The organism is Rhizobium etli 8C-3 (assembly GCF_001908375.1).
GTDB lineage: Bacteria > Pseudomonadota > Alphaproteobacteria > Rhizobiales > Rhizobiaceae > Rhizobium > Rhizobium etli_B.
The window spans coordinates 1,320,167-1,346,180 of sequence record NZ_CP017244.1 but is presented as its reverse complement, the minus strand read 5'-3'; the positions used below and the strand labels follow the sequence as shown (position 1 = coordinate 1,346,180).

General features: G+C 59.1%; 23 protein-coding genes. 10 read left to right on the top strand and 13 right to left on the bottom strand.

Annotation, left to right across the window (positions count from 1 at the left end):
- Positions 1 to 295: 295 nt before the first annotated feature.
- Entirely contained in the window at positions 296 to 1,378 is a 1,083-nt protein-coding gene (locus AM571_RS31315; RefSeq protein WP_074064839.1) for a YihY/virulence factor BrkB family protein, read from the top strand.
- A 577-nt stretch (positions 1,379 to 1,955) separates the two neighbouring features.
- Complete coding sequence (locus AM571_RS31310; protein ID WP_074064838.1) at positions 1,956 to 2,357, top strand: hypothetical protein; 402 nt, start codon at positions 1,956 to 1,958, stop codon at positions 2,355 to 2,357.
- A 714-nt stretch (positions 2,358 to 3,071) separates the two neighbouring features.
- On the opposite strand, the gene AM571_RS31305 is transcribed toward AM571_RS31310, so the two are convergent.
- On the bottom strand, positions 3,072 to 3,251 hold the full coding sequence (locus AM571_RS31305; RefSeq protein ID WP_074064837.1) for a hypothetical protein: 180 nt from the start codon (positions 3,249 to 3,251) through the stop codon (positions 3,072 to 3,074).
- A gap of 148 nt (positions 3,252 to 3,399) precedes the next feature.
- Here AM571_RS31305 and AM571_RS31300 point away from each other — a divergent pair, with 148 nt between their 5' ends.
- Positions 3,400 to 3,912: a DUF2937 family protein gene (locus tag AM571_RS31300; RefSeq protein WP_074064836.1), complete on the top strand. Its 513-nt coding sequence runs from the start codon at positions 3,400 to 3,402 to the stop codon at positions 3,910 to 3,912.
- A 788-nt stretch (positions 3,913 to 4,700) separates the two neighbouring features.
- On the opposite strand, the gene AM571_RS31295 is transcribed toward AM571_RS31300, so the two are convergent.
- Positions 4,701 to 4,994 carry a hypothetical protein gene (locus AM571_RS31295; protein WP_074064835.1) on the bottom strand — a complete coding sequence of 98 codons (294 nt, stop codon included), beginning with the start codon at positions 4,992 to 4,994 and terminating at the stop codon, positions 4,701 to 4,703.
- Between the two features lie 408 nt (positions 4,995 to 5,402).
- Between AM571_RS31295 and AM571_RS31290 the strand changes: the two genes are divergently transcribed.
- The 6 genes from AM571_RS31290 to AM571_RS31265 all read left to right on the top strand — a co-directional run bounded on the left by AM571_RS31290 (position 5,403) and on the right by AM571_RS31265 (position 11,500).
- The gene (locus AM571_RS31290) at positions 5,403 to 6,125 is read left to right on the top strand and encodes a FadR/GntR family transcriptional regulator (protein ID WP_074064834.1); all 723 of its coding nucleotides are present in this window, start codon (positions 5,403 to 5,405) and stop codon (positions 6,123 to 6,125) included.
- A complete protein-coding gene (locus AM571_RS31285; RefSeq protein WP_074064833.1) occupies positions 6,122 to 7,288 on the top strand; it encodes a PLP-dependent transferase in 1,167 nt (388 codons plus the stop codon). Before AM571_RS31290 ends, AM571_RS31285 begins: the two co-directional genes overlap by 4 nt.
- Before the next feature lie 38 nt (positions 7,289 to 7,326).
- Positions 7,327 to 8,586, top strand: a complete 1,260-nt coding sequence (locus tag AM571_RS31280) for an ABC transporter substrate-binding protein (RefSeq protein WP_074064832.1) — start codon at positions 7,327 to 7,329, stop codon at positions 8,584 to 8,586.
- Positions 8,587 to 8,672: 86 nt separating this feature from the next.
- Positions 8,673 to 9,605: a carbohydrate ABC transporter permease gene (locus tag AM571_RS31275; protein WP_074064831.1), complete on the top strand. Its 933-nt coding sequence runs from the start codon at positions 8,673 to 8,675 to the stop codon at positions 9,603 to 9,605.
- Between the two features lie 4 nt (positions 9,606 to 9,609).
- Entirely contained in the window at positions 9,610 to 10,440 is an 831-nt protein-coding gene (locus AM571_RS31270) for a carbohydrate ABC transporter permease (RefSeq protein ID WP_074064830.1), read from the top strand.
- A gap of 4 nt (positions 10,441 to 10,444) precedes the next feature.
- A complete protein-coding gene (locus AM571_RS31265) occupies positions 10,445 to 11,500 on the top strand; it encodes an ABC transporter ATP-binding protein (protein ID WP_074064829.1) in 1,056 nt (351 codons plus the stop codon).
- 66 nt (positions 11,501 to 11,566) lie between these two features.
- On the opposite strand, the gene AM571_RS31260 is transcribed toward AM571_RS31265, so the two are convergent.
- The 6 genes from AM571_RS31260 to AM571_RS31235 all read right to left on the bottom strand — a co-directional run bounded on the left by AM571_RS31260 (position 11,567) and on the right by AM571_RS31235 (position 17,311).
- The gene (locus tag AM571_RS31260; protein ID WP_074064828.1) at positions 11,567 to 12,604 is read right to left on the bottom strand and encodes an MBL fold metallo-hydrolase; all 1,038 of its coding nucleotides are present in this window, start codon (positions 12,602 to 12,604) and stop codon (positions 11,567 to 11,569) included.
- Positions 12,605 to 12,645: 41 nt separating this feature from the next.
- Positions 12,646 to 13,308 carry a peroxiredoxin gene (locus tag AM571_RS31255; protein ID WP_074064827.1) on the bottom strand — a complete coding sequence of 221 codons (663 nt, stop codon included), beginning with the start codon at positions 13,306 to 13,308 and terminating at the stop codon, positions 12,646 to 12,648.
- Positions 13,309 to 13,503: 195 nt separating this feature from the next.
- Positions 13,504 to 14,547 carry a sulfate/molybdate ABC transporter ATP-binding protein gene (locus AM571_RS31250; RefSeq protein ID WP_074064826.1) on the bottom strand — a complete coding sequence of 348 codons (1,044 nt, stop codon included), beginning with the start codon at positions 14,545 to 14,547 and terminating at the stop codon, positions 13,504 to 13,506.
- A 10-nt stretch (positions 14,548 to 14,557) separates the two neighbouring features.
- Complete coding sequence (cysW, locus tag AM571_RS31245; RefSeq protein WP_074064825.1) at positions 14,558 to 15,430, bottom strand: sulfate ABC transporter permease subunit CysW; 873 nt, start codon at positions 15,428 to 15,430, stop codon at positions 14,558 to 14,560.
- Complete coding sequence (gene cysT / locus AM571_RS31240) at positions 15,420 to 16,277, bottom strand: sulfate ABC transporter permease subunit CysT (protein ID WP_074064824.1); 858 nt, start codon at positions 16,275 to 16,277, stop codon at positions 15,420 to 15,422. Before cysT ends, cysW begins: the two co-directional genes overlap by 11 nt.
- An 8-nt stretch (positions 16,278 to 16,285) precedes the next feature.
- The gene (locus AM571_RS31235) at positions 16,286 to 17,311 is read right to left on the bottom strand and encodes a sulfate ABC transporter substrate-binding protein (RefSeq protein ID WP_074064823.1); all 1,026 of its coding nucleotides are present in this window, start codon (positions 17,309 to 17,311) and stop codon (positions 16,286 to 16,288) included.
- 301 nt (positions 17,312 to 17,612) lie between these two features.
- On the opposite strand from AM571_RS31235, the gene AM571_RS36705 reads away from it, so the two are divergent.
- Positions 17,613 to 17,945: a hypothetical protein gene (locus AM571_RS36705; RefSeq protein WP_155774559.1), complete on the top strand. Its 333-nt coding sequence runs from the start codon at positions 17,613 to 17,615 to the stop codon at positions 17,943 to 17,945.
- Positions 17,946 to 17,994: 49 nt separating this feature from the next.
- On the opposite strand, the gene AM571_RS31225 is transcribed toward AM571_RS36705, so the two are convergent.
- From AM571_RS31225 to kdpA, 5 genes are all read right to left on the bottom strand, one after another.
- Positions 17,995 to 18,687 (bottom strand): response regulator transcription factor, encoded by a 693-nt coding sequence (locus AM571_RS31225; RefSeq protein ID WP_074064822.1) that lies wholly within the window; start codon positions 18,685 to 18,687, stop codon positions 17,995 to 17,997.
- Positions 18,684 to 21,392: a sensor histidine kinase gene (locus AM571_RS31220; RefSeq protein ID WP_074064821.1), complete on the bottom strand. Its 2,709-nt coding sequence runs from the start codon at positions 21,390 to 21,392 to the stop codon at positions 18,684 to 18,686. Before AM571_RS31220 ends, AM571_RS31225 begins: the two co-directional genes overlap by 4 nt.
- 63 nt (positions 21,393 to 21,455) lie before the next feature.
- Positions 21,456 to 22,025, bottom strand: a complete 570-nt coding sequence (gene kdpC, locus AM571_RS31215) for a potassium-transporting ATPase subunit KdpC (protein WP_074064820.1) — start codon at positions 22,023 to 22,025, stop codon at positions 21,456 to 21,458.
- Between the two features lie 12 nt (positions 22,026 to 22,037).
- Positions 22,038 to 24,125, bottom strand: coding sequence for a potassium-transporting ATPase subunit KdpB (gene kdpB / locus AM571_RS31210; protein WP_074064819.1), 2,088 nt, complete (start codon positions 24,123 to 24,125; stop codon positions 22,038 to 22,040).
- A gap of 185 nt (positions 24,126 to 24,310) precedes the next feature.
- Positions 24,311 to 26,014, bottom strand: a complete 1,704-nt coding sequence (gene kdpA / locus AM571_RS31205) for a potassium-transporting ATPase subunit KdpA (RefSeq protein ID WP_074064818.1) — start codon at positions 26,012 to 26,014, stop codon at positions 24,311 to 24,313.

The window sequence follows — 26,014 nt, the reverse complement described above, 5'->3', positions numbered from 1 at the left end:
TGATGGTTCATGAGATGCGGCAGCCGCCGTGCGTGATGCCGCATGCTGAAACCGAAGCACAAAAAACTCGGCGAAGCCAGGACGCGGAAAAAACACGCGCGTGGCTCTGTATTCGAAGATTGATCAACGCTGAAGATCGCAACAGAAGTCTCTAACAAGGCTGTTCAATCGCATACGACGTTCATGATGCTTTCAGGTCGGTCGAGGTGACGGACAAATCTTAGCGTCAGCAAGGCAACAGCGACATCAAGAAGAAGCGTGGCCAACTGCTATTTCTGCTGAAATGGAATTACCTATGCTCAGTCGTCCGCACATCAACCTGTCGAGCATCGCCACCCTCCTTGTCGTTGCGGGCTGCGTACTCGTCGCACTGAAGGGTACGCACGCAGACACGCCAAATGGATCAGTGGAGACCGAGCTCGAGGCTGGCCGAGGAAGGGACGCAAGCGTCCCCGAGGCGATACCTGTGAAGGGCTTACGCGACGTCTTCTGGCGGGTGGTTCACGAAGTCGTCGATGATCGTGTGACACTCATCGCAGCCGGAGTGACGTTCTACCTCTTATTGGGTTTGTTCCCCTCGCTGTCGGCACTCGTCGCGCTATACGGGCTGATTGCGGATCCGGCCACCATGGCTGACCATCTCCGCGAGCTGTCCGGACTGCTTCCGCCGGGCGCTTTCGATCTCATCGCCGATCGCATCAAGAGCCTCGCCGAAAGCCGCAACTCGACGCTTGGCATCACTTTCTTCATTGGCCTTGCCATCGCCCTTTGGAGCACCCACAGCGGGACTTTGGCGATCTTCGATGCGATGAACGTGGCTTATGAAGAAAAGGAAAAGCGGGGACTGATCAAGCTTAACCTCGTCGGGCTGTGCTTCACTTTCGGCGCGATGCTTTCTGCTGCCCTAATGATAGGGCTGGTCGCTGTCATGCCTGTAGTGCTTTCCTATCTTTGGCTCGACCTATTCAAGGAGCACCTGGCCCTGCTTCTGAGATGGCCGTTGTTGCTTTTGATAGCGGCGGCAGCGACCACCGCCGCCTATCGCTTCGGTCCGAGCCGCGAGCCCGCCAAGCTCCGATGGATGACATGGGGTGCCTTTCTCGTTACCCTTTCATGGTTTGCAATGTCGGTTGTATTTTCGTTCTACCTCAACCACTTCGCCAACTACAACGCGACCTACGGCACCCTGGGTGCGCTGATGGGTTTTCTGGTCTGGATCTGGCTGTCGATCGTCATCCTGATCGTGGGAGGCGAGCTGAATGCGGAGCTTGAACACCAGACGGCGAAGGACACTACCACGGGGGCGCCATTGCCAATGGGATCACGCGGAGCCTATGTGGCGGACACTCTCGGCGAGACCGCAGACGGGCTGCGCTGAGGGATGCCTTCGCAGCCAGTTTGGCGCCATCGAAATCTTCGAGAACCGCTGCCCCCTTATGCGAGTCTGCCCAATATTGGCAAAGAAAAGCCAAGCAGCCGTCGTAAGTCGCGCGTCCGCTTCATCGCCGCCGAAACTTCGATAGGAAACCAGTCCGTCCGCGTTTCCTTTGTCCATGAAGGACCGGTGGAACGAAGCCAGGGTTTGCTCCCAGCGCAGGGCAGGCGATATGACGCCGATGCTGGCACGAGAGAAGCGCGTGGAACACACCCGCTCGATCCGGCGGGAACAAGGATTTTGCCCATTCTGTCCGCCGTTCAGGGCCCCAAGCCTTGGACGTTTTAGGATAGTTCGACCTGAATACCGCTTGCCATTGAACAGTCTGATACCTGCATCTTGCCTTTTAGGCAGAGGCCATAATGCGTTCTCCAAACGCCGCCAGCCAGATGAACGGGCGCTCGAAGCACTGTAAGAATCAGAAACACTTTGTGACTAAGTTACTCCGAATGCTACGTTTTTCTCTCTTGTCGTCCTAACGGTCCTGACGGATATTAGCGAGCGATGAGAGGTAGTCACCATGATCAGAATGATTAATGACCCGGCAGAGCTGGCGGGCGAGGACATCACAGGAAAATATATACTGCGAAAGTTGAACTACCACTGGTTCGCCTATGGCAAGGCCGCCATTGTCACCGCGTGCAAGGGGACCATTCTGCACCTCGACCGTGAAGAGACTGTTTATTCGCAACGTTGGGGTCGCCGCGCTTATACCGGCACTGGCAAACGTTATCCAGGCGGCGTGTGTCCTATCTCGGCGGTCGCTTGCGTCTGTGACACGCCAGACGATGTGAACGCCGTTATCCAGCTGGACGTTGAAGCGCAGGACGAATTCTACCAGCTGATCGCCAAGACTGAAGCCAGGGTTCATGGCCTAGCCGCTTCCTCACAAAATAGGGTCTATCTAGCGGCTGCCGAATAAGGCGGGGGAACAGTCGCTGGTCCCAGATCTCCAGTTCGCCTACTCGTTAAGGGTATGGTCGTCTGCGGCCAGCTTAGTAGGCGTGCGGCAGAAAGTCAGCGATGACGGTTGGGTGGATGCGAAGAAGGTCTGGCTGCCACATTCTACTAGGTTGCGTCCGTTCATTGGCATCCCGACGACACACGCAGACCATCCAGGCCCTCGATGACCTCGACATTTGGGCGTGTCCGGTGAAGCGTTATCGCCGGGTTCTGAGCGGGTAGCGTCCTCAAGCAGGCGCTCACCGCGCGCTAGCAATCTCGTCTGTCGACTTTTAAGGGCATCCAGGTCACCGCGTGTAAGGGCTGAGCGCGTTGGGTAGCCGTCGCCATGTCTAGAATCCGACCAAAGGAGGAGCCCTCGACGCACGGCTGGTGATTGAGAAATCGCTCAGGTGGAACGTGAAGACTTAGAGTTCGCGCCGCGAGGGCCGGAATCTTCTCCGCCAGAGACCTTCAGATAGGCTGTGCCCTGATGCCCTGGACGGTCTGGGTCTCGCCGATGCACGACGCGTGCTAGAAAATATTGAACGTAGAAACAAGGCGATCATGTCGGCTCGCACCACCGGCTGGGCGTCGCATTGGCGGCACCTGACCAGAGTAGCCAATTTGTGCGCCACCGTGGCCAATGCGACGTCAAGGTCGATATGCACGGAGCTAGCGATTTCATGACGGATCAAAGGGAGACGCCGGTCACCGGGTCGACGATCGGACGCTCGCTCTCGTCCCGCGTACCGGCTGGCGGAACGGTGGGTGCGATCGACTCCTTGTCGGCAGGATCAGGCTTCTCGGGTACCGGCTTGACGTCTTTTGGACGGCGCTGTTCTCGAGTGGCGTTCGTGTCGTTGGTGCTCATGGCAATCTCCCTTGCACCAAGAACACCGATGGTGGCGATCTAGTTCCAAGAAGCCGCCACGCACGCCAGGATCGGACAAATTTCATCGCTCACACGCAACCATCCGAGGATCGCAGTCGTTTCGATATTTGACGACGCGAGGCTTCGGATGGGACTTCTGGCACGAGTGTTGACAATAGTCATGGCGCTACTGGGTGGCGTCGTTTTCTCGCAAGGACCTGAATTTGCCCAACAGTACCGCCAGCGCATCGGTGGGGCCCTGGACGAATTGAGGAAGATCGTCGATGCATTTGATTCACAGGCCGTCCAAAACGGCCTCGACCGTCAGGAAGCCCTCAGCGTATATTCAGCCTCTCCTGAAGTGTTCCTCCGCAATCAAGGCGACGCGATGCGCCGGATATTCGGGCGTTACGACAGGCTTTCGGCACAGCAGCGGGAGTTGGCACTGGAGCCTCCAGTCACTAGACCATTGCTGCTGCTGCGCCGCCCCGACCTGACACTTGCCAAGAACACTTGGAATGACTTCGTTCCAGCGGTTCCCGTCGATCTGGCAGGGCTGATCTGGGGGGCAGCGGGATGCGTCTTGGGCTGGGCAACGGCAGCCGGTTTTGGTGCTGCGCGTCGTGGAATGACACGGGCGGCACGCGTCCGCAGGGCGTGATCTGGCAAAGAATTGTGCCGCTACCATGAATTGCCTCGGCCGGGGCGGGTGCCTGACGCGGACCATTGGAGCCGGCGAAATCGTAATACGTTGGCAAATGGAGACGACGCTTTCGTAGAGATAGGCGACCCTTTGTTCATCGATAAGATCCGTGAAATCGTCGATCTTTATCTGTCGCCGAGCTGTCGTCGCTGGTGCTTTTGAGGCCCTTTTGGAGGGTGCAAAAGGACATTTTGGGGAGCGGGTCCATCTACATCAGCTGCTAGCGAGGCTCTCTAGGTCTTCCTTCGCAATAATATAATTTTGATTTTATTACATAATATTCCTGACCTGATTGACTGTTCTCGCAGAAATTGGGCGGTCATGAGACTGGTCATGCGGCTTGACGGAGTGCGAGTCTCTTGTGCTCGAGCAGGTCGTCCATATTGATGTCATAACCGCGCAGAACGTGAATTTTGCGATACGCGCGTCGTAGGAAACACCGCATCGACCAATGCTTACAATCTTCCGGCCGCCGGTCGCTTAGTCGGCTGGTGGGCGCCGTGCGATTACACCCCCACGACTTAAGCCCCTCTGTTTAAAGGTGTCGGTGGCGCGACGCCGCTTCCCGTCGGAAATCACGAAGCATCCGCTTCTGCCAGGCGTGGCGGCCTTCGAAGGAGATGCCGCGCAGGCTTTGGTTCTATGGCAGGTATTCGCCCCAGTTCTCGATGGGCATTCCCGTTCTTAACGAAACAACCTCGCTGATGAGGCTTGGGGGCAGCCAACCAAAAAAGAGAAACCATATGTCAGCTTCGCGCCCGCCGGCGGCAATGAGCCGCTGTCGCAGAGACGTTGTCGAGAGCCCAGTCCAACCATTTTTCGAGCCTGTCATCATTAGACAGATTCACGGTCAACCGGAATTCGGTTTTGTCGATAGCACTCCAGGAGAGACCGTGACCGAAGGCGTTCGGCGACGAGGTGAGCCAAACGGCGATCCTGCCGCCCGGCTTATGGAGATCGGTAACCACATCGCCCACTGTAAGCCCGTACTTATGAATGCCGCGCAGGTGTGCGGACGAGGTGAAATGGTAGAGTTGCAAGAGTTCTCCGGTCATACGCCATACAGAACGGCGCTTTGAAAACCGACGTCAACATCCAGGGCGACCGCCCAGCGGAGCCGGCGGACTAGATGAGTGTGAAAGTTTTTGGGGCCAGCGCCTTCGGAGGGAGCCCTGCCGCCAGGTTTACAGGCTCGGAGCAACGCCAAGCTTGGTCTTTGCATAAAATGATTGGAAGTCAGTTGGTTAGGCTTGCATTGCTAAGGGAGGGCGCGAGCGGGACATTGATAAAGTGAAAACACGGAAGAAGAATCGGGAAATGTGGCCACTGTGAAAGGGAATCCTCACCACCAGCTGCTCTGCCCACCTTGACGGCAACGGTTCTTTGCGAAATGCTAAGACGTCAGACCAATTTGACAAGCTGCTGCTTTAAGAGGTTACTGGGGAACCATGAAGGCAAATGTCAGCGATACCCCCTTGATCCGGCCGCTTCCCGCCATGGATCGGGCGCGTCAGGTGACTGAGGCGCTGGCTCATTATGTTGAAGCGGCGAAGCTTAAGGCAGGCGACAGGCTGCCTGCCGAGCGTGAACTTATGGCAGCCCTTGCCGTGGGCCGTTCGACTATTCGCGAGGCGATCCGACACTTTCAGGCCCTTGGAGTGATTGAGACGCGCATGGGAAGCGGCACCTATCTCTTGAAGCCGGTTTCCAAGGCGACCATCCACATGCCGCTGTCACTTGACACGGCGCATCTTCGTGACGTCCTTCTGCAGACGCTGGAGGTTCGCCGCGGTATCGAATGCGAAGCAGGCATGGTGGCTGCGCGTCGCAGGACGGCCAGTGACCTCGCCATCATCGAAGAGAAGCTCGACGAGATGGAGCGCGTGCACCAAGCGAAGGGCACGTCCGGTCGCGAAGACCTCGCATTTCATATGGCTGTTTATCACGCAACCCATAACCCGCTGTTCGGTCAGCTCCTCGAGCAGATGCGCGAGACCTTCGAGCGCTTTTGGACCCATCCATTCGACCGGGAGGATTTTGCGCGCCGGTCCTTTCCCTTCCACCGCACGCTTTTCAACGCCATCGCTGCCCAGGATCCAGAGGCTGCCCGCGCAGAAACATTGAAAATCCTCGAGATTGTCGAGGAAGACATCAAGGAAATGTCCAAATGAGCAACGGCTTGGAACCCTTCGAGCTTGCTTCGCTGATCACTGCGCATGACGAGGGTAACATCGCTGATGCGGTCGTTCCGCCGATTTTTCAGACTTCGCTTTTCACCTTCTCCGACTATGATGACATGATCGCTTCCTATCGCGGCGAGAAGGTGCGGCCGATCTATACCCGTGGGCTCAATCCGACTGTGCGGACGTTCGAGGAGATGCTTGCCAGGCTCGAAGGCGCCGAAGATGCGCTTGGTTTTGCGAGCGGCATGGCGGCGATCTCATCGGCGGTGCTGAGTTTTGTGGAGCCCGGTGACCGGATCGTCGCGGTCAGGCACGTCTATCCGGATGCATTCCGCCTGTTTGGCACGATCCTCAAGCGGATGAGGATCGAAGTCACCTATGTCGACGGACGAGACGAGGAGGCGGTCGCCAAGGCGCTTCCAGGTGCGAGGCTGTTCTACATGGAAAGCCCGACGAGCTGGGTCATGGAGGCCCATGACGTTGGCGCGCTTGCGGCACTCGGCAAGCAGCACGGCGCCGTTACGATGATCGACAACAGCTGGGCAAGCCCCTTCTTCCAACGGCCGCTGACGTTAGGTGTCGATCTCGTGATCCATTCGGCCTCAAAATATCTCGGCGGCCACAGCGACGTCGTCGCCGGCGTCATTGCCGGTTCCAAGGAGATGATCGCGCGCATCAAGGCCGAGGCCTATCCCTATCTCGGCGCCAAGCTTTCGCCCTTTGACGCCTGGCTTCTCATCCGCGGTATGCGCACGTTGCCGCTTCGCATGAAGGCACACGAGGCTGCGGCGATGGCCATCGCCCAGCGCCTGCAGAAATACGACATCGTCGAGCAGGTCTGTCATCCGGGACTTTCCAATCGCCTGCCCAATGGCCTCAACGGCACATCGGGGCTCTTTTCGTTCATTTTTCGCGAAGGTGTGGATATCCGCGTCTTTGCCGACCACCTCAAGCTTTTCAAACTGGGTGTGAGCTGGGGTGGGCACGAAAGCCTGATCGTACCGGGCGAGGTTGTGCTCCAGCAGAAAGCGCAGCCGAATTCCGCGCATGCCTTTGGCATTCATCCGCGGTCCGTACGCCTCCATGTCGGCCTTGAAGGAACCGAGGCGCTGTGGAGGGATATCGAAGAGGCGATTGCCGCCGCTTCATAACCGTCAACTGAAAGAACACCGAAAAGGGGGAACTGAGCATGAAAAGATTGATAACCGCAACGCTCTTCGCAGCGATGATGGCCGGCACTGCGTTTGCCGATACGACTCTGAAACTCGTCGAAGTCATCACCAGCCCGGAGCGCACCGAGACACTTAAATCGATCGTCGGCAAGTTCGAGGCCGAAAACCCGGGCACCAAGGTCGAAATCATCTCGCTACCGTGGAACGAAGCCTTCCAGAAGTTCGCGACAATGGTGTCGGCGGGCGATACGCCGGACGTGATGGAAATGCCGGATACCTGGCTTTCGCTCTACGGCAACAACGGCATGCTTGAAAGCCTTGAACCCTATCTGGAAAAGTGGGAGCACACCAAGGAACTGACGCCGCGCGCGCTCGAACTCGGCCGCGATGTCAAGGATACGGCCTATATGCTGCCTTATGGCTTCTATCTGCGTGCCATGTTCTACAATAAGAAGCTGCTCCAGGAGGCAGGCGTTAACGAACCGCCGAAGACAATGGACGAATTTGCCAAGGCCTCCGAGGCGGTCTCCAAGATCTCCGGAAAATACGGTTACTGCATGCGCGGCGGCCCCGGTGGCTTAAACGGCTGGATGATATTTGCAGCCTCCATGGCAGGCGACAACAAATACTTCAACGAAGACGGCACTTCGACCATGAACAGCCCCGGCTGGACAAAGGGCATCGAGTGGATGGTCGATCTCTATAAGAAGGGCTATGCGCCCAAGGATAGTGTGAACTGGGGCTTCAATGAGGTCGTTGCCGGCTTTTATTCCGGCACCTGCGCCTTTCTCGACCAGGATCCGGATGCTCTGATTGCCATTGCCGAGCGCATGAAGAAGGAAGACTTCGGCGTCATTCCGCTGCCCAAGGGGCCCGACGGCAAATCCTTCCCGACGATCGGCTATGCGGGATGGTCGATGTTTTCCACGAGCCAGAACAAGGACCTGTCCTGGAAGCTGATTGCAACGCTTGAAGGTCCTGAAGGCAACATTGAGTGGAACAAGAAGATCGGCGCGCTGCCGGCCTATACTGCGGCCGAGAAGGATCCCTTCTATGCCGGCGACCAGTTCAAGGGCTGGTTCGAGGAACTGGCTGACCCGAACACGGTTCCGACCGTGATGCCGACCTATCTCGAAGAATTCGCCTTCTTCAAAGATTCGCTGGCGATCAAGACCTCGCAGCAGGCACTTCTTGGCGACATTACGCCGAAGGAGCTGGCCGATCAGTGGGCCGACTACTTGACCAAGGCACAGCAGAAGTTCCTGGCCAAAAAGTAGGTGCCAGGGGCGGCGGAGCGATCCGCCGCCAGTTCTTCCCCACGAGACAGACGGCGCCCTCAGCGCCGCGAACCGGAATTTGGCCGATGACTATGATCGCCGACACGTTGCACAGGCACCACGATCGCAGGCCGTGGCTGAAGCGTCTGGCAGATGCCTCCCAACCCTATCTCTACAGCGCACCGTCGCTGATCCTCATCATCGCGGTAATGTTGGCCCCGCTGGCGGTGGGCATTTCCTACGCCTTTCGCGATATCCAGCTTCTGAACCCATTTTCCGGTGGTCTCATCGGACTTGAGCACTTCCGCGCCCTTTCGAAGGACGAGGCCTTTTACGGTGCGCTTCGCAATACTCTATGGTGGACGGGTGCTTCGGTGATCTTGCAGTTCGCCTTCGGGCTCATCCTGGCGCTTCTGCTCGACAAGCCGTTCTGGGGCAGGGGCATCGTGCAGGCACTCGTCTTTCTGCCCTGGGCGGTTCCGTCCTTCCTTGCGGGTCTCAATTGGGCCTGGCTTTTCAATCCGGTGATCGGGCCAATTCCGCACTGGCTCTTCGGCCTTGGGCTGACCGGCGCGCCTGGCAACATTCTTTCTGATCCGCAATATGCGATGTGGGGACCGATCATTGCCAATGTCTGGTGGGGCATCCCGTTCTTTGCGATCACGTTGCTTGCAGCGCTTCAGGCAATTCCTCGAGATCTTTATGAAGCCGCATCGATCGATGGAGCCGGCTGGGTCCAGCGCTTCCGTTCGATCACGCTTCCCTTCCTTGCTCCAACGATTGCCATCACCGTCTTGCTCCGCACCGTCTGGGTATCGAACTTTGCTGACCTCATTGTCGTCATGACCGGCGGCGGGCCGGCGGACCGGACGCAGATCGTCGCCAGCTATATCTTCACCCAGGCGTTCAGACGGCTCGATTTCGGTTACGCCTCGGCAATCGCACTGGTTCTGCTCGCACTGCTGCTTGCCTATTCCATGCTGATCATCCTGCTGCGGCAGACCCTGCTGAAGGATTGAATAGATGAGACGACCCACTATTGCGACCATCGCCCACAGGCTGGCAATCGTCTGCTATATCGGTTTCGCGCTCTTTCCGCTTTTCTGGCTGCTGAAGGTCTCGCTCACGCCGAACGACCTTCTTTATACCGAGGGCGTGCGCATGTGGCCGTCGCGGACGACCTGGGAACATTATTCCTTTGTGCTTCAGCACAGTGCTTTTCCAACCTTCTTCAAGAACAGCCTCATCGTGTCGGCTTCGACGGCGGTGGCGGTGACGATCTGCGCGTCGCTTTCCGGTTATGCGCTGTCGCGCTTCCATTTCCGGGCAAAATACTGGATCGTCGCGCTGATGCTTTTGACGCAGATGTTCCCGCTGGTCATGCTCGTCGCACCGATCTTCAAGATACTCTCGCCGCTGCACTTGACCAACAGTCTGACCGGCCTCGTCGTCGTCTATACAGCCTTCAACGTGCCCTTTGCGACGTTCCTGATGCAATCCTTTTTCGACGGCATTCCAAAGGATCTCGAGGAGGCTGCGATGATCGACGGAGCGACGCAGTTCACGGCCTTCCGGCAGATCATCTTGCCGCTGACACTGCCGGGAATCGCGGCAACACTTGGCTTCGTGTTCACCGCGGCCTGGAGCGAACTGCTCTTCGCGCTGATGCTTATCAACGGCAATGACGCGGCAACCTTTCCGGTCGGCCTTCTGACATTCGTATCGAAATTCTCTGTCGATTTCGGGCAGATGATGGCGGCGGGTATCATGGCGCTCATTCCAGCCTGCCTCTTCTTCCTGCTCATTCAGCGTTATCTCGTCCGCGGCCTGACGGCCGGTGCGGTCAAGGGTTAGTCACATGGCATCGATCGATATCCAGAACATCAAGAAAGCCTACGGCCACGTCCAGGTGCTGCATGACGTTGATCTCCAGATCAAGGATGGCGAATTCGTCGTCCTTGTGGGCCCGTCGGGCTGCGGCAAGTCGACCCTGCTGCGCATGATCGCGGGGCTCGAAGAGGTCACCGGCGGCGAAATCCGCATTGCCGGGAACCGGGTCAATGAGTTGCATCCGAAAGACCGGGATATCGCCATGGTGTTCCAGTCCTACGCGCTTTATCCCCATATGAACGTAGCCGGCAACATGAGTTACAGTCTAAGACTGAGGAAGACGGCGAAGGAAAAAATCGCCAGCGCGGTTGCAAATGCCGCCTCCAAGCTCGGCCTCGATCCGCTGCTTGAGCGGCGACCAAAGGCGCTTTCGGGCGGGCAGCGGCAGCGTGTCGCCATGGGTCGGGCCATCGTTCGCCAACCCAAGGCCTTTCTTTTCGACGAACCGCTCTCGAACCTCGACGCACGTCTTCGCGAACAGATGCGTGCTGAGATCAAGAAACTGCATGCCGACCTGAAGGCGACCTCGATTTATGTGACGCATGACCAGATCGAGGCAATGACGCTCGCCGATCGGATCGTCGCCATGCATGGCGGCGTGGTGCAGCAGGTCGGCAGCCCCCTCGAGCTTTACGATCGGCCTGCCAATCTTTTCGTCGCAGGTTTCATCGGTTCTCCTGGCATGAATTTCCTGGATGCAACATGCGAAGCGGGCGGGGTCAGGTTGAAGGACGGGACGCTTGTTGCGCTGTCGGCGCCGCTTTCGCTTGCGGGCGGCGCGAAAGTCACGCTCGGCATCCGTCCGGAGCATGTGATCATGTCGCACCCAGGCGGAATGCCTGCCAAGGTCGAGCTGGTCGAACCAACCGGCTTCGGCATCATCCTGCATCTGTCGCTGCATGGCCTGCCATTCAAGGTCTTTACGCTTGATCGCCAAGCGCTGACGGCCGGGCCTGAAGTCAGCGTATGTTTTCCGCCGCAACATCTGCACCTATTTGACAGCGAGGGAAACAGGGCCGGCTGATGTATGCTGTCCGCCTCGACCAAATGACGACAATGGCCGTGGCGGCCGGCGAATACCTCAGCCAGGCTATCGGATCACCGGACCGTTCGCCTTCTTCCAGGCGTCGATTCCGCCTTCGATGTGGCAGGCGCTGGCCAAGCCGGCGTCCTGGGCTGCCTGCACGGCCATTGCTGAGCGCTCACCGAAAGCGCAGTAGAATACGATTCGCTTGCCGGTTGCCTCTGCCAGTTCGTGCAACATGCCGCCGGTGCTGATGTTTTCCAGCAAATCCGGATAGGGCGCATGAAGGGAGCCAGGAATTGTTCCATGCTTTTCCCGTTCTCCCTTCTCACGAAGGTCGACGATTGTAATGTCGGGACGCCCGCTGAGCGCCAGGGCCTCTGCCGCCGAGACGGCCCAGCCCTTGCGTGCAATCTCGTCCTGATGCAGGCCGATATGGATATTTGCAGGCACGGCGACATCCATCATCTTCGGATTGGGAAGCTTCAGATTATTCATGAGGTCGGCGTACTCGTCGGCTGATCTGACCTTCAGGCGTGGATTGAAACGCTTTTCCTCGCCGATGGTGGAAACGGTGTCGCCCTTATAATCATGCGCCGGATAGACCAGGGTCTCGTCAGGCAGTTTGAGGAGCTTGTTGAAGATCGAGTCGTATTGCTGAAGCGGATTGCCGTTCTGAAAATCGGTACGGCCGGTGCCGCGGATAAGCAGGGTGTCGCCCGTAAAAACGCGGCCATTCATGAGGAATGAGTAGGAATCGTCCGTATGGCCCGGCGTATAAAGGACGTCGAGGCTCAGTCCCTCAATCGCCACGCGGTCGCCCTCGGCGACGCGCATGGAGACAACATCGGCAAGCGTCTGCTCGCCCATGACGGTAACGCAATGGGTCCGGTCGCGCAGGGCACCCAGTCCGGTAATGTGGTCAGCGTGGAGATGAGTATCCACAGCCTTGACCAGTTTGAGGTCGAGCTCCTCCACCAGCTTGAGATAGCGGTCGACCTTTTCGAGCACTGGATCGATGATCAGGGCCTCGCCACCCTTGCGGCTGGCGATGAGATAGGTGTAGGTGCCGGAGACACTGTCGAAGAGTTGGCGGAAGATCATCGGCACCTCCCTTTTGCGAACTGCTCCACCCCCTGCCGCACCTATGCCTCTGGTTGCGGTACGATCCGGATATAGGGCTTCGGTGCGGTCCATCCGCTCGGATAGATGGTCCTGGCCTCGTCGTCACTCACCGAACCGGCGATGATGACGTCCTCGCCCTGTTTCCAATTCACCGGTGTGGCAACCCTGTGCTTGGCGGTCAGCTGCAGCGAGTCGATTACACGCAGCACCTCATCGAAATTGCGGCCGGTCGTCATCGGATAGACGAGGATCAGCTTGATCTTCTTGTCAGGGCCAATGACGAAGACATTGCGCACGGTCTGGTTGTCGGCTGGCGTGCGCTTTGTCGGGTCGCCGGAGACTGCTGCAGGGAGCATGCCATAAAGCTTCGATACGTTGTAATCGGTATCGGCAATCATCGGGAAATTCGGCGCTGCGCCCTGCGTTTCCTTAATGTCGCTTGCCCAACCGGCATGGCGATCGACGGGATCGACCGACAGGCCGATGATCTTCACGCCACGCTTGTCGAATTCGGGTTTGATCCTGGCCATGTAGCCCAATTCTGTAGTGCAAACCGGCGTGAAATCCTTGGGATGCGAAAACAGGACAGCCCAGGAATTGCCGATCCAGTCGTGAAATCTGATCTTGCCGTCGGTCGTTTCTGCCTCGAAATCCGGTGCGGTATCGTTGATCGCGAGAGACATGAACCCCTCCATCTGACACATGGTTGCCGAACGTTTTAGCCGGTAGTGCTGGTCTATATTCCGCTAATTTAGGAAATGCGCAATAAGTAAGTGTAGCGGCTCCGATGAAAGCCGCCGGCAATATATTTCCAAAGGCGCTGGCAATAGGCTTGAACTTTCGGTTGCGCCATTCACCTATTTGGACGGCAAGGGTCGTCAGGCGTTCCTGAACAGCTTCCAGCGTTTGGGGCGGAAGGCGATGCGATTGCGGTCAAGGCTGTCAGCTTGCTCGGGCGGCAATTCGAGCTCGATCGACGGATGATCCTTGCCGATGTCGACCTCGATGTGGCGCGTACCGGCAACGCGGCGGCTGGAGACGAGAAGGCCGGCGATGCAGCCACCGCAGCCGTCGCGCAGTTCGATGTCGTGCGGGCGGAAATAGAGCTGCGCGCTGCCGTCCTCCTCATTGCCCGCCTTCAAGCCAAGGGGACGGTCTTCGAACCAAAGTTCGCCGTCGGCAACGCGCACATCCAGACAATTCGACTGGCCCACGAAACCGAAGACGAAGGGCGAATTCGGATTGTCGTAGACCTGGTCCGGTGTGCCGACCTGTTCGATCGCGCCCTGGCTCATGACGACGACGCGGTCGGCAAGTTCCATCGCCTCGTCCTGGTCATGCGTGACGAAAACCGTGGTGTGACCGGTGCGGTCATGGATCTCACGAAGCCATTTGCGCAGGTCCTTGCGCACTTGAGCGTCGAGCGCGCCAAAAGGCTCGTCGAGAAGCAGTACGTTCGGCTCTACCGCAAGAGCGCGTGCGAGCGCGACGCGCTGTCGCTGACCGCCCGAGAGCTGGGCCGGATAGCGCTTTTCCAGGCCCGAAAGCTGCACGAGATCGAGCAGTTCCAGTGAACGGCTGCGAATTTCGGACTTTGTGGGGCGGCGCGTTGCATCGCGCACCTTGAGCCCGAAGGCGATATTGTCGAGCACCGTCATGTAGCGGAAAAGAGCATAGTGCTGAAACACGAAGCCGATATTGCGCTGCTGCACGGTCTTTTTCGAGGCATCTTCATCACCAAAGTAGATCCGACCTTCGGTCGGGCTTTCGAGGCCGGCAATCAAGCGCAGGAGCGTCGTCTTGCCGGAGCCGGACGGGCCGAGCAGCGCGATCAGCTCTCCTGAACGGATATCGAGCGAGATGTCATGGAGCGCCGGGAAGCGATCGAATTCCTTGCGCAAGTTTTGAACGCGTACTTCCATTCTATTTCCTTCAGTGCCGCCGGCTGGCAGCGATTTCTTCGCTGTATCGCATTTCGAGCAGCGTCTTCAAAACAAGAGTCACAAGCGCAAGCAAGGCAAGCAATGTTGCAACGGCAAAAGCGCCGGTGAAATTATACTCGTTGTAAAGGATTTCCACCTGCAACGGCATGGTGTTCGTCTGGCCGCGGATGTGTCCGGAGACGACTGAAACGGCGCCGAACTCTCCCATGGCACGGGCGTTGCACAGAAGCACGCCATAAAGCAGGCCCCATTTGATGTTGGGCAGCGTCACATGCCAGAAGGTCTGCCAGCCGCTGGCACCCAGTGACAGGGCCGCTTCTTCATCCGCCGTTCCCTGTTCCTGCATCAATGGGATCAGTTCGCGCGCCACGAAGGGAAAGGTAACGAACATTGTGGCGAGGATCAGTCCGGGGGCTGCGAAGAGAATCTTGATGTCGTGCGCGTCGAGCCATTTTCCGAGATAGGTATTTGCACCGAAAAGCAGCACGAAGACGAGGCCGGAAATAACCGGAGAGACGGAGAAAGGAAGGTCAATCAGGGTCGTCAGGATGGCCTTGCCCTTGAATTCGAACTTGGCGATCGCCCATGCGGCTGCGACCCCGAAAAATAGGTTCAACGGCACGCTGATACCGGCAACGATGAGCGTCAGTCTTATCGCCGAGAAAGTCTCGGCGTCCTGCAGCGCCTCGAAAAAAGCACTCCCGCCCTTGCGGAAGGCCTCGACGAAGACGGCCGCAAGCGGCAGCAGCAGGATAAGGAGCAGGAAGACCAGCGACAGGACGATAAGCGTCCAGCGGGCGAGCCTTGTTTCGGTGACGACGGAGCGGACCTTGGTTGAGCGACCGGTTGTGTCAGATGCCATTACCGTACCTCCGCCTGCTCCAGCTCTGGATGAGATTGATCACGAGCAGCATGATGAAAGAGATGATCAGCATGACTGCCGCAATGCCTGTCGCGGCCGCGTAGTTGTATTCTTCCAGCTTGATGACGATCAAAAGCGGCGCAATCTCTGACTTGAACGGCAAGTTGCCGGCGATGAAGATGACCGAGCCATATTCGCCGACCCCGCGTGCAAAGGCCAATGCAAAGCCTGTCAACACGGCAGGCGCGAGTGCTGGAAGAAGGACACGGAAGATCGTCTGGAAACGATTGGCACCAAGCGTTGCGGCAGCTTCCTCCACCTCCTTGTCGATCTCTTCCATCACCGGCTGCACGGTGCGTACGACGAAAGGCAGGCCGACAAAGACGAGGGCAACGACGATGCCGACCGGTGTAAAGGCTATCCTGATGCCAAGCGGCGTCAGGAACTGGCCTATCCAGCCGTTCGGCGCGTAGAGCGTCGTCAGAGCGATACCGGCAACTGCGGTCGGCAGCGCAAAAGGCAGATCGACCATAGCATCGATTATCCGCTTGCCGGCAAAACGGTACCGCACCAACACCCACGCAAGGACGACACCGAAAACGGCGTTGACACAGGCCGCGACAAAGGCGGCGCCGAAGCTGATGCGAAGTGCGCTCAGCGTTCGCGGATCGAACGCAATTTGCGAGAACTTGTCCCAGCCGAGTTCGCTCGAACGCCAGGCGAGACCTGACAGGGGGATGAGGATCAAAAGGGTGAGCCAGGTCAAGGTAAGGCCGAGCGCCATTCCAAAGCCTGGAATGACGCTCGGCCGTTTGAACCGCCACCGCGTGGGGCTATGTGCTTTCATGCGAGGTATTATTGGGCCGGCTTGTAGATTTGGTCAAATACGCCGCCATCACCGAAGAATTTCGGCTGTGCTGCCTTCCAGCCGCCGAAGTCGTCGATGGTGGCGAGCTTCAGCTTCTGGAAGCGGTCGATGTCTGCCTTGTCGGCGACCTCCGGCCTGCTCGGGCGGTAGAAGTGCTTTGCAGCGATCTTTTGGCCTTCGTCGGAGTAAAGATAGTTGAGATAGGCTTCGGCAAGCTTGCGCGTGCCCTTCTGATCGACATTGCCGTCGACCACCGCAATCGGTGGATCGGCGCGGATGGACAAGGTCGGAGTAACGATTTCGAACTGGTCCGGCCCGAGCTCCTCCAAGGAGAGGTAGGCTTCGTTTTCCCAGGCAAGCAGAACATCGCCCAGGCCACGCTGGACAAAGGTCGTCGTTGCGCCGCGAGCTCCGGTATCGAGAACGGGAACGTGCTGCAGGAGCTTCGTTACGAAATCCTGCGCTTTGGTTTCGTCACCGCCGTTTGCCTGCTTTGCCCATGCCCAGGCGGCGAGGAAATTCCAGCGCGCGCCGCCCGAAGTCTTCGGGTTCGGCGTGATAACCTGAACGTCATCCTTGGTCAGGTCGCCCCAGTCCTTGATACCCTTCGGATTGCCCTTGCGAACCAGAAAAACGATGGTGGATGTGTAGGGCGCCGAATTATTCGGGAATCTGGATTTCCAGTCGGCTGGGATCTTGCCGGTCTTGCTGGCGATCGCATCGATGTCGCCTTCGAGTGCGAGGGTCACGACGTCGGCGTCAAGACCGTCGATGACGGAACGCGCCTGGGCGCCTGAACCGCCATGGGACGTCTGGATCGTGACCGTCTCGCCGGTGTCCTTCTCCCACTTCGCGGCAAAGGCAGCGTTGAAATCCTTATACAATTCACGCGTTGGATCGTAAGACACGTTAAGAAGCGTCTGATCGGCGAAAACCGGGGCAGTGGCGCCGATTGCGACGCTGCTTGCGAAGACAGCGGCCGCGAGGAATCGGGTCATCCGTATTGACGGCATGGGGGATCTCCTTCGTTCTGAGTAAACTCTATCAACTTGGTCGTATAACGAAAACGAAAGTTCTTCCGGTTCCTCGTGTGCTTTTAGAAACCCATCCCATTCCACCAGCAAAATTGAAACGGACGTGCCGACCTCAGCCCGCCCCGCCTGCAACACGCTTTCAAGCCAGGCTCAACAAACACAAGCGCGGCGCTCAAGCCGCGCTCGCCCGTGAATCTCCCATGAAACGCGGATAGAACGCAACGCGTTTATCGCCTCATGCATCGACTGAAGGACGCCTTCCGATTGCAGGGGTCGCGCCATGGCGGCAGGCACGCTGAGACACTTACCAGGGTTGCTTTCACCAAAATGCAGCAATAAGCCGATTTCGGTCGGCAGATCTTCGATCGCCTCCTCCAGCTACTGGGCGAAGCGACCGGAAGGCCGCGCGGGCTCGTCATGCCGGCAATCGCCGGCATGTGGTTCGGCAATGCCATTGACGATGCCTTTTGAGCAAAGGGTTCACGGCTTCCAGCACCTGGAGGATCGTCTAATCCCCAATGTCAAACGCATTGCCGGCTTTTTCGGCGAGGTTTTGCAGCGCGCGCCGCTTCGTCGTCACGGAAACGCCGATGAAGGTGCTCCGGCCGGTTGATGTCTGCGAGCTTCATGTCTTTGCGTATCGGCTGGTAAGATGCCGGAACTCAATCCGGCTCCCTGAGCCGATAGCCGACGCCGGTCTCGGTGGTGATGTATTGCGGCTGGTCCGGAATCTGCTCCACCTTTTGCCGCAACTGGCGGACGTAGACGCGCAGATACTGAACGTCGGCAGCCGGCCCCCAGACCTGTTTCAGGAGGAACTGATGCGTCAGCACCTTGCCAGCATGCTGGGCAAGGACGCGCAGGATATCGTATTCCTTCGGAGACAGCTTGATCTCCTTGTCGTCCCGCTTGACGATCCGCTTGACGAGATCGATGGAAAGACCGCCCGTCTGGAAGATTGCCTTTTCTCCCTGCTGTTGCAGCCGATGGCGGAGCGCCACGCGAATGCGGGCCCCGAGCTCATTGATGCCGAAGGGTTTCGTCACGTAGTCGTCGGCACCGGTTTCAAGCGCCTTGACAATGCCCGCTTCGTCGGTGCGGCTGGAAAGAATGACGACGGGCATCGAAAGACCGTCCTCGCGCCATTCGCGCAGCAGATCATGGCCAGGCTTGTCGGGAAGGCCGAGGTCCAGAACGATGAGATCCGGCTCACGATCCTTTACCGCCTGGTGGGCGCTGGCGGCATTCGGCGCCTCTTGAACCTCGTAGCCCTGTGCGCTGAGCCCGACACGAAGAAGTTTACGGATCGGCGGTTCGTCGTCGACGACCAGAATTTTCACGGCTGAACCGGTCATTTGAGTTCGTCCAGTTTTGGAATGTCATTGGGTTTTGGCATGCGGATGGTAAAGATGGCACCGGAGCGGTCCTTGCGGTTTCCGGCGAAGATCGTGCCGCCCATCGCTTCTATGAAACCGCGGCAGATGGAAAGGCCAAGGCCCGTTCCGGCGCGCACCTGATCGCCCTTGCGGAAGCGGTAGAAGGTGTCGAAGATGCGCGTCAGGTCAGCGGGTGGAATGCCGGGGCCCTCGTCGGCGACCTGAATGACGACCTCTCCGGCGTCGGACCATCCCTCGATGCGGATCGCCGAACCTTCGGGTGCATATTTAGCTGCATTGTCGAGCAGGTTGAAGAGCGCCTGTTCGAACAGCACCGGATCGACGCGCACCATCGGCAGGTCAGCCGACATGATCATCTCAGGCTTATGACGCTCAAGGATCTTGGCGGCCCGCCTCAGTGCGCTGCCGGCAATGTCGCCGGGATAGTGCAGACCATAGTTCGCCTCCATGGCTCCGGATTCGATTTTCGTCATGTCGAGCAGGTTGGCGATGAACCGGTTCAGCCGTTCGGATTCATCGACGACCGTCGCCAGAAGGTCGTTTCGGTCCTCCATCGGCATGGAACCGAAATAGTTGCGCAGCGTGCCGGCGGCGCCGAGAATTGCTGCGAGCGGGGTCTTCAGATCGTGCGAGATCGATGTCAGCAAGGCAGAGCGCAGGCGATCGGCTTCGGCGGCAAGCTTGGCGCGATCGACATCGGCCACAAGCTGTATGCGCTCGATGGCCAGTGCTGCCTGATCGGCAAGCGCATCCAGGAGCCGCTGCTGTTCGGGTGTAAAGAGCGGGCCGTCGCGGCGATCGCTATCGAGACCGATGACGCCGACGGCTGTGCGCCCGGTTCTAAGCGGCACATAAAGGCGCTTGGCGCCGGGGAGCGTATCGGCGCCGCGCCCGGCGGCGTGGTTGTGTTCCCAGGCCCAGCGTGCTGCGGCGATGTCGGCATCGTCCAGCGTATCGTCGGGCGGGTATCCAGCCTTGACTGCGATCGTATCGGCTTCGGGCAGGAGCAGGACGACCCGCACCTTGAGCATCGAGGCGATCTGAAAGGCCGTTGCCCACAGTACATCGTCGAGCGTGCCGGTGCTCGCGAGCTTGCGGGAAAAAAGATAAAGGTCCTCGGTGGTGCGCGCACGCTGGCGAGCGGCCGCTGCCTGGCGCTGAACAGTCGCTGTGAGATTGCTCGCAATCACGGCAACGCCGATGAAGAAGAAGAAGGCGACCACGCTTTCGGGGTCGCTGATCGTCAGGGTGAAACGCGGCGGCAGGAAGAAGAAGTTGAAGGCAAGTGCGCCCAAAATGCAGCTGTAGAGCGCCGGTCGCAAGCCGTGGAGTACGGCGGAGGTGAGCACGGCCATCAGGAAGACAAGAGCAAGGTTGCGTACATCCAGAACCTGATCGAGCACCGTGCTGAAGGCGAGTGCTGCCGCAACGTAGATCGTTGCAAGTAGATAGGCCCTGATGTTGAAGGCCGGCAATGCGGGTGCCGGCTTGACGCCGCGACCTTCATTGCCGTCCTTCTCGTTGCCGGAGATGACGTGAACGCTGATATCACCGGCGCCCCGGATCAGCTCGTCGACCGGCGAGTGCTGAAACCATTGGCGCCATGTCGCCTTCTCTGGGGACCCGACGACAATATGTGTTACGTTGTTGGCGCCTGCGTGGCGAAGCAATTCCTCGGCGACCCCTCGGCCGGGAAGCGTGAGAGCCTCGCCGCCTAACCGCTCGGCGAGCCTTAGCGTGGCAGCGATCGTATCGCGCTGTTCTTCTGTCAAACTGATCGACTGATTGGTTTCGATATAGACCGCTGACCACGGCGCGCGCAGTGGCGAAGCCATGCGCGTAGCATAACGCACCAGCGAGGCTGATCGCCGATGGTGATCGATCGAAACGAGCACACGCTCGCCGGCTGCCCAGGGACCGGAGATGGCATGCGCCTGCATATGGCTGACGAGTTGGTCGTCGACGCGCTGTGCGGTCTTGCGCAATGCGAGTTCGCGAAGCGCCGTCAGATTTCCTGGCGTGAAATAGTTGCTCAGCGCGCGCTCGGCCGTTTTCGGCACATAGACCTTGCCGTCGTGCAGGCGTTTGATCAGGTCGTCGGGCGTCAGATCGATGATCTCGACATCGTCAGCCATGTCGATCACCGAGTCGGGTACGGTCTCGCGAACGCGGATACGGGTGATCTGCGACACGACGTCGTTCAAGCTCTCGACGTGCTGGATATTCAACGTCGTATAGACATCGATGCCGCGGTCCAGCAGCTCCCTGACATCGAGATAACGTTTCGGGTGGCGGCTGCCTTCTGCGTTCGTATGGGCGAGCTCATCGACGAGGACGAGATCCGGATTGCGGGCGAGGATGGCGTCGAGATCCATCTCCTCCAGGGTGTGGCCCTTATACTGGACCTTCGCCCGCGGAACGATACTGAAGCCGTCGAGCAGCGCCTGCGTTTCCTTGCGGCCGTGAGTCTCGACGACCCCAACAACGACGTCGATGCCGTCTGCAAGCTTTGCCCGTCCGGAAACCAGCATTTCATAAGTCTTGCCGACGCCAGGGGCGGCGCCGAGAAATATCTTCAGCCGTCCGCGCGTTTCGGCCCGCGCCTTCTCGAGAAGCGCGTCCGGCGAGGGCCTTGGGGCCCGGTCGCTTCTGTCGTCCGGCATGTGTGTCGTCTTTCCTCAAAGCCAGGCCCGGCCCGCTCAAGTGAGTGCCGGGGCCCTCAGCCTTTACTCAGTCATAGAAGCATCAAGGGACAGGTTCAATGCCAGCACATTGACGGTGGGTTCGCCAAGGATGCCGAGTTCACGATTGCGAAGGACGCTGTCTACCAGGGCTTTCACCGCGGCCTCGTCCATGTCGCGAGCCTTGGCGACGCGCGGCACCTGGAAGTAAGCCGCTTCCGGCGAGATATCCGGGTCAAGCCCGCTTCCGGAGGCGGTCACGAGATCGATCGGGACCTCTGCACCAGGGTTGATGGCCTTGGCCGCTTCGTAGTCGGCCTTCACGCGGTCGATCAGCTTTCGGCTGGTAGGGCCAAGGTTCGAACCGCTGGAGCTTGCCGCATTGTAGCCGTCGCCTGCCGCCGAAGGACGGCCGTGGAAATATTTGTCTGTGGTAAAGGCCTGGCCGATCAGCGCCGATCCGATAATCTGGCCGTCTTTCTCGACCAGGCTGCCGTTTGCCTGCGCCGAAAAGAGTGCTTGCGCAGCGCCTGTCATGGCGAGTGGGTAAAGCAGGCCGGTGATGGCCGTGGTGGCAAGGATCATGACGATTGCCGGACGAAGTTGTTTCAACATTGCTCGTACTCCTTAGGCGAGGTGGGCAGCAGAGATCAGCATGTCGATCGCCTTGATGCCGACGAAGGGGACGACGATACCGCCAAGTCCATAGATCAAAAGGTTGCGCGAAAGCAGCGCGCCGGCACCAATCGGACGGTAGCGCACGCCTTTGAGCGACAAGGGGATCAACGCAATGATGATCAGCGCATTGAAGATGATTGCCGACAGGATAGCGCTTTGCGGCGACGACAGACCCATGACGTTCAGTGCGGAAAGCTGCGGATAGAAGGTCAAGAACATCGCCGGGATGATGGCGAAGTACTTGGCGATATCGTTGGCGATCGAAAAGGTCGTCAGCGCGCCGCGGGTCATCAACAGCTGCTTGCCGATTTCGACGATCTCGATGAGCTTCGTCGGATCGCTGTCGAGGTCGACCATATTGCCTGCCTCACGGGCGGCGACCGTGCCGGTATTCATCGCAACACCGACATCGGCCTGGGCAAGGGCTGGTGCGTCGTTGGTGCCATCGCCGCACATGGCGACGAGCTTGCCTTTCGCCTGCTCCTGGCGGATCAGTGTCAGCTTGTTCTCCGGCGTTGCCTGTGCCAGAAAATCGTCAACGCCGGCTTCTGCGGCGATTGCAGCAGCGGTCATCGGATTGTCGCCGGTGATCATCACTGTGCGGATACCCATGCGACGCAATTCGGCGAAGCGTTCGCGGATGCCGCCCTTGACAATATCCTTGAGCTGGATGACGCCAAGCAGACGGCCGTTGCGGGCGACGGCGAGCGGCGTGCCGCCGGCCTTGGCAATCTGGTCGGCAATTGCCTGCAGCTCCCTCACCACGTCGCTTTTGTTTCGAATGGCGACCGAAGCCGTGCCCGAGATGGACGCAGAGCTTGAGCCGACATAGGAAAGCACTGCGTCGACTGCGCCCTTGCGTATTGACGAGGCCTCGAGGTCGACGCCGCTCATGCGGGTCTGGGCAGTGAAGGGCACGAAATTTGCCTTCAGGTTCGCCATCTCCCGGCCGCGGATTGCGTACTTTTCCTTGGCGAGCACGACGATCGAGCGACCTTCGGGCGTTTCGTCGGCAAGCGAAGCGAGCTGGGCTGCATCGGCAAGCTCCTCTTCGGAAACGCCGCCGACTGGATGGAATGCGGTCGCCTGACGGTTGCCGAGGGTGATCGTGCCGGTCTTGTCGAGCAAAAGCGTGTCCACATCGCCGGCGGCTTCGACGGCGCGGCCGGACATGGCCAGCACGTTGAAGCGGACGAGGCGGTCCATGCCGGCAATTCCGATCGCCGAGAGCAGGGCGCCGATCGTCGTCGGGATCAATGTCACGAAGAGTGCAACGAGGATGATGACCGGGATCGAGCCGCCGGCATAGATCGCAAAGCTCGGGATCGTCGCGGTGGCAAGAACGAAGATCAGCGTCATGCCCGCGAGCAGGATATTGAGCGCGATCTCGTTCGGTGTCTTCTGGCGTTGCGCACCTTCGACAAGCGAGATCATGCGATCAAGGAAGGTCGATCCGGCAGCCGCCGTGATGCGAACACGGATCCAGTCGGAAAGCACCTGCGTGCCACCGGTAACAGCCGAGCGGTCGCCGCCGGATTCGCGGATGACCGGGGCAGACTCGCCCGTGATGGCGGCTTCGTTGACCGAGGCTACACCTTCGACGACTTCGCCGTCGGACGGGATGATGTCGCCGGCCTCGACGAGGACGAGATCGCCGACCTTGAGGCTCGTACCGGGCACCAGGCGATAGCCGCTGCCGTTGTTGTCGGTAAGCAGCTTGGCCTGCGTCTCCGTGCGGGCCTTGCGGAGTGAGTCGGCCTGCGCCTTGCCGCGGCCCTCGGCGACAGCCTCCGCGAAGTTCGCAAAGAGCACCGTGAACCAGAGCCAGAGATTGATCTGGAATGAGAAGCCCAGGTCTGAGCCGCTGCCTACAAGATCGCGGATAAAGAGGATCGTTGTGAGGGCGGAAACCGTGGCCACGACAAACATGACGGGGTTCTTGGCAAGGGTGCGCGGGTTAAGCTTCTTGAAAGCGGCGCCCACGGCCGGAATGAAGATGCGAGAATCCACGATGCTCGCTGACTTTGCCTGGCTCATAAGAGACTCCAGCTTGAAAGAGTAAGGTGACCGTTGGGGCGGTCAGCCGTGAAGAATTGGAACGGCGGCGAGGATGACGAGGATGATGTTGGAGGCGCGCGTCATCCGCTCGCTTTCACGTCCCGGCAAACCGGGACGTGAATTGAAGAACGTCGGAGCCTGTGATGAAGGATCATGACATCACCTCAGAAGGCCTGGCCGGTGATCATCATCAGGTGCTCGACGACCGGGCCGAGGGCCAGCGCCGGAAAGAAGGTGAGGCCACCGACGATCAGGATCGTGCCCGTCAGAAGCCCGACGAAGAGCAAGCCATCGGTCGGGAAGGTGCCTGCGGAGGCCGGAACCGTCTTCTTGGTGACCAGCGAACCTGCGATTGCCAGCGCCGGAATGATGACTAGGAAGCGGCCCATCAGCATGCCGATACCGAGCGTGATGTTGTACCAGGGGGTATTGCCCGTCAGGCCACCGAAAGCCGAACCATTGTTTGCTGCTGCCGACGTGTAGGCATAGAGGATTTCCGAAAAGCCGTGCGGACCCGTCGTGCCGACTGAGGCAACGGCGGATGGTAGCACCGTGGCAATCGCGGTGAAGACGAGCATCGCCAAAGGCAGGCAGAGAATGGCAAGGACAGCCATCTTCATTTCCTTGGCTTCGATCTTCTTGCCGAGATATTCCGGTGTGCGGCCGACCATAAGGCCTGCCACGAACACGGCAACGATGATGAAGAGCAGGATGCCGTAGAAGCCAGCGCCGACACCGCCTACGATGATCTCGCCGAGCTGCATGTTGACGAGAGGGACCAGCCCGCCGAGTGCCGTAAAGCTGCCATGCATGGCATTGACCGCGCCGCAGGAAGCGGCAGTCGTGATGACCGCAAAGAGCGAGGAGAGCGAAATGCCGAAGCGGACTTCTTTGCCTTCCATATTGCCGCCATTGAGGCCGAAGGCGTGCATCAGCGGGTTGCCGGCGGCCTCTGCCCAGTAGGTGATGCCAACGCCGACGACGAACAGGATGCCCATGGTGGCAAGGATCGCCCAGCCCTGACGCTGGTTGCCGACCATGCGACCGAAGACGTTGGTCAAGGCTGCGCCGATCGCAAAGATCGACAGCATCTGGACGAGGTTTGAGATGGCATCGGGATTTTCAAAGGGATGGGCGGAATTGGCATTGAAAAAACCGCCGCCATTGGTGCCGAGCATCTTGATTGCGAGCTGCGAGGCGACGGGGCCAACAGCGATCGTCTGTTTGGCGCCCTCAAGGGTCGTCGCTTCGACGTAAGGGCCGAGCGTCTGCGGCACGCCGAGGTAAACATAGATCAGCGTCAGTACAATGCAGAGCGGCAGAAGCACGTAGAGCGTGCCGCGGATCATATCGACCCAGAAATTGCCGATTGCCTTGCCGGAGGCGCGCGCAAAGGCGCGGATCAAACCGACGGCGATGGCGATGCCGGTTGACGCCGACACGAAGTTCTGAACCGTCAACCCTGCCATCTGCGTAAGGTAGGACATTGTGCCTTCGCCGCTGTAATTCTGCCAGTTCGTATTGGTGACGAAGCTGACGGCGGTGTTGAACGACAGGTCCGGCGGCACGGAGGCCATGCCGGCGGGGTTATAGGGCAGACCGGCCTGCAAGCGCATCAATCCATAAAGCATGAGTACGCCCAGGAAATTGAAAAGCAGCATTGAAAAAGCATAGGAGGTCCAATGCTGTTCCTCGCGATCGCTGGTGCCGGCAATGCCATAGAGCCCCCGTTCGATCGGAACGAGGACCGGCGAGAGGAACGTGCGCTCACCGTTGAAGACACGCGTCATGTAGCCGCCGAGCGGTTTGACGAGCACGAGGACAATCCCGCAGTAAAGCAGGATCTGAAGCCATCCGTTGAGGGTCAT

Coding starts and splice junctions, on each gene's coding strand:
- AM571_RS31275 (WP_074064831.1), top strand. CDS start 8,673: ATGACTATGATCGCCGACACGTTGCACAGGCACCACGATCGCAGGCCG.
- AM571_RS31300 (WP_074064836.1), top strand. CDS start 3,400: ATGGGACTTCTGGCACGAGTGTTGACAATAGTCATGGCGCTACTGGGT.
- cysW (WP_074064825.1), bottom strand. CDS start 15,430: ATGGCATCTGACACAACCGGTCGCTCAACCAAGGTCCGCTCCGTCGTC.
- AM571_RS31235 (WP_074064823.1), bottom strand. CDS start 17,311: ATGCCGTCAATACGGATGACCCGATTCCTCGCGGCCGCTGTCTTCGCA.
- AM571_RS31270 (WP_074064830.1), top strand. CDS start 9,610: ATGAGACGACCCACTATTGCGACCATCGCCCACAGGCTGGCAATCGTC.
- AM571_RS31305 (WP_074064837.1), bottom strand. CDS start 3,251: ATGAGCACCAACGACACGAACGCCACTCGAGAACAGCGCCGTCCAAAA.
- cysT (WP_074064824.1), bottom strand. CDS start 16,277: ATGAAAGCACATAGCCCCACGCGGTGGCGGTTCAAACGGCCGAGCGTC.
- AM571_RS31220 (WP_074064821.1), bottom strand. CDS start 21,392: ATGCCGGACGACAGAAGCGACCGGGCCCCAAGGCCCTCGCCGGACGCG.
- AM571_RS31225 (WP_074064822.1), bottom strand. CDS start 18,687: ATGACCGGTTCAGCCGTGAAAATTCTGGTCGTCGACGACGAACCGCCG.
- AM571_RS31290 (WP_074064834.1), top strand. CDS start 5,403: ATGAAGGCAAATGTCAGCGATACCCCCTTGATCCGGCCGCTTCCCGCC.
- AM571_RS31265 (WP_074064829.1), top strand. CDS start 10,445: ATGGCATCGATCGATATCCAGAACATCAAGAAAGCCTACGGCCACGTC.
- kdpA (WP_074064818.1), bottom strand. CDS start 26,014: ATGACCCTCAACGGATGGCTTCAGATCCTGCTTTACTGCGGGATTGTC.
- AM571_RS31310 (WP_074064838.1), top strand. CDS start 1,956: ATGATCAGAATGATTAATGACCCGGCAGAGCTGGCGGGCGAGGACATC.
- AM571_RS31250 (WP_074064826.1), bottom strand. CDS start 14,547: ATGGAAGTACGCGTTCAAAACTTGCGCAAGGAATTCGATCGCTTCCCG.
- AM571_RS36705 (WP_155774559.1), top strand. CDS start 17,613: ATGGCGGCAGGCACGCTGAGACACTTACCAGGGTTGCTTTCACCAAAA.
- AM571_RS31255 (WP_074064827.1), bottom strand. CDS start 13,308: ATGTCTCTCGCGATCAACGATACCGCACCGGATTTCGAGGCAGAAACG.
- AM571_RS31315 (WP_074064839.1), top strand. CDS start 296: ATGCTCAGTCGTCCGCACATCAACCTGTCGAGCATCGCCACCCTCCTT.
- AM571_RS31280 (WP_074064832.1), top strand. CDS start 7,327: ATGAAAAGATTGATAACCGCAACGCTCTTCGCAGCGATGATGGCCGGC.
- kdpB (WP_074064819.1), bottom strand. CDS start 24,125: ATGAGCCAGGCAAAGTCAGCGAGCATCGTGGATTCTCGCATCTTCATT.
- AM571_RS31285 (WP_074064833.1), top strand. CDS start 6,122: ATGAGCAACGGCTTGGAACCCTTCGAGCTTGCTTCGCTGATCACTGCG.
- AM571_RS31260 (WP_074064828.1), bottom strand. CDS start 12,604: ATGATCTTCCGCCAACTCTTCGACAGTGTCTCCGGCACCTACACCTAT.
- kdpC (WP_074064820.1), bottom strand. CDS start 22,025: ATGTTGAAACAACTTCGTCCGGCAATCGTCATGATCCTTGCCACCACG.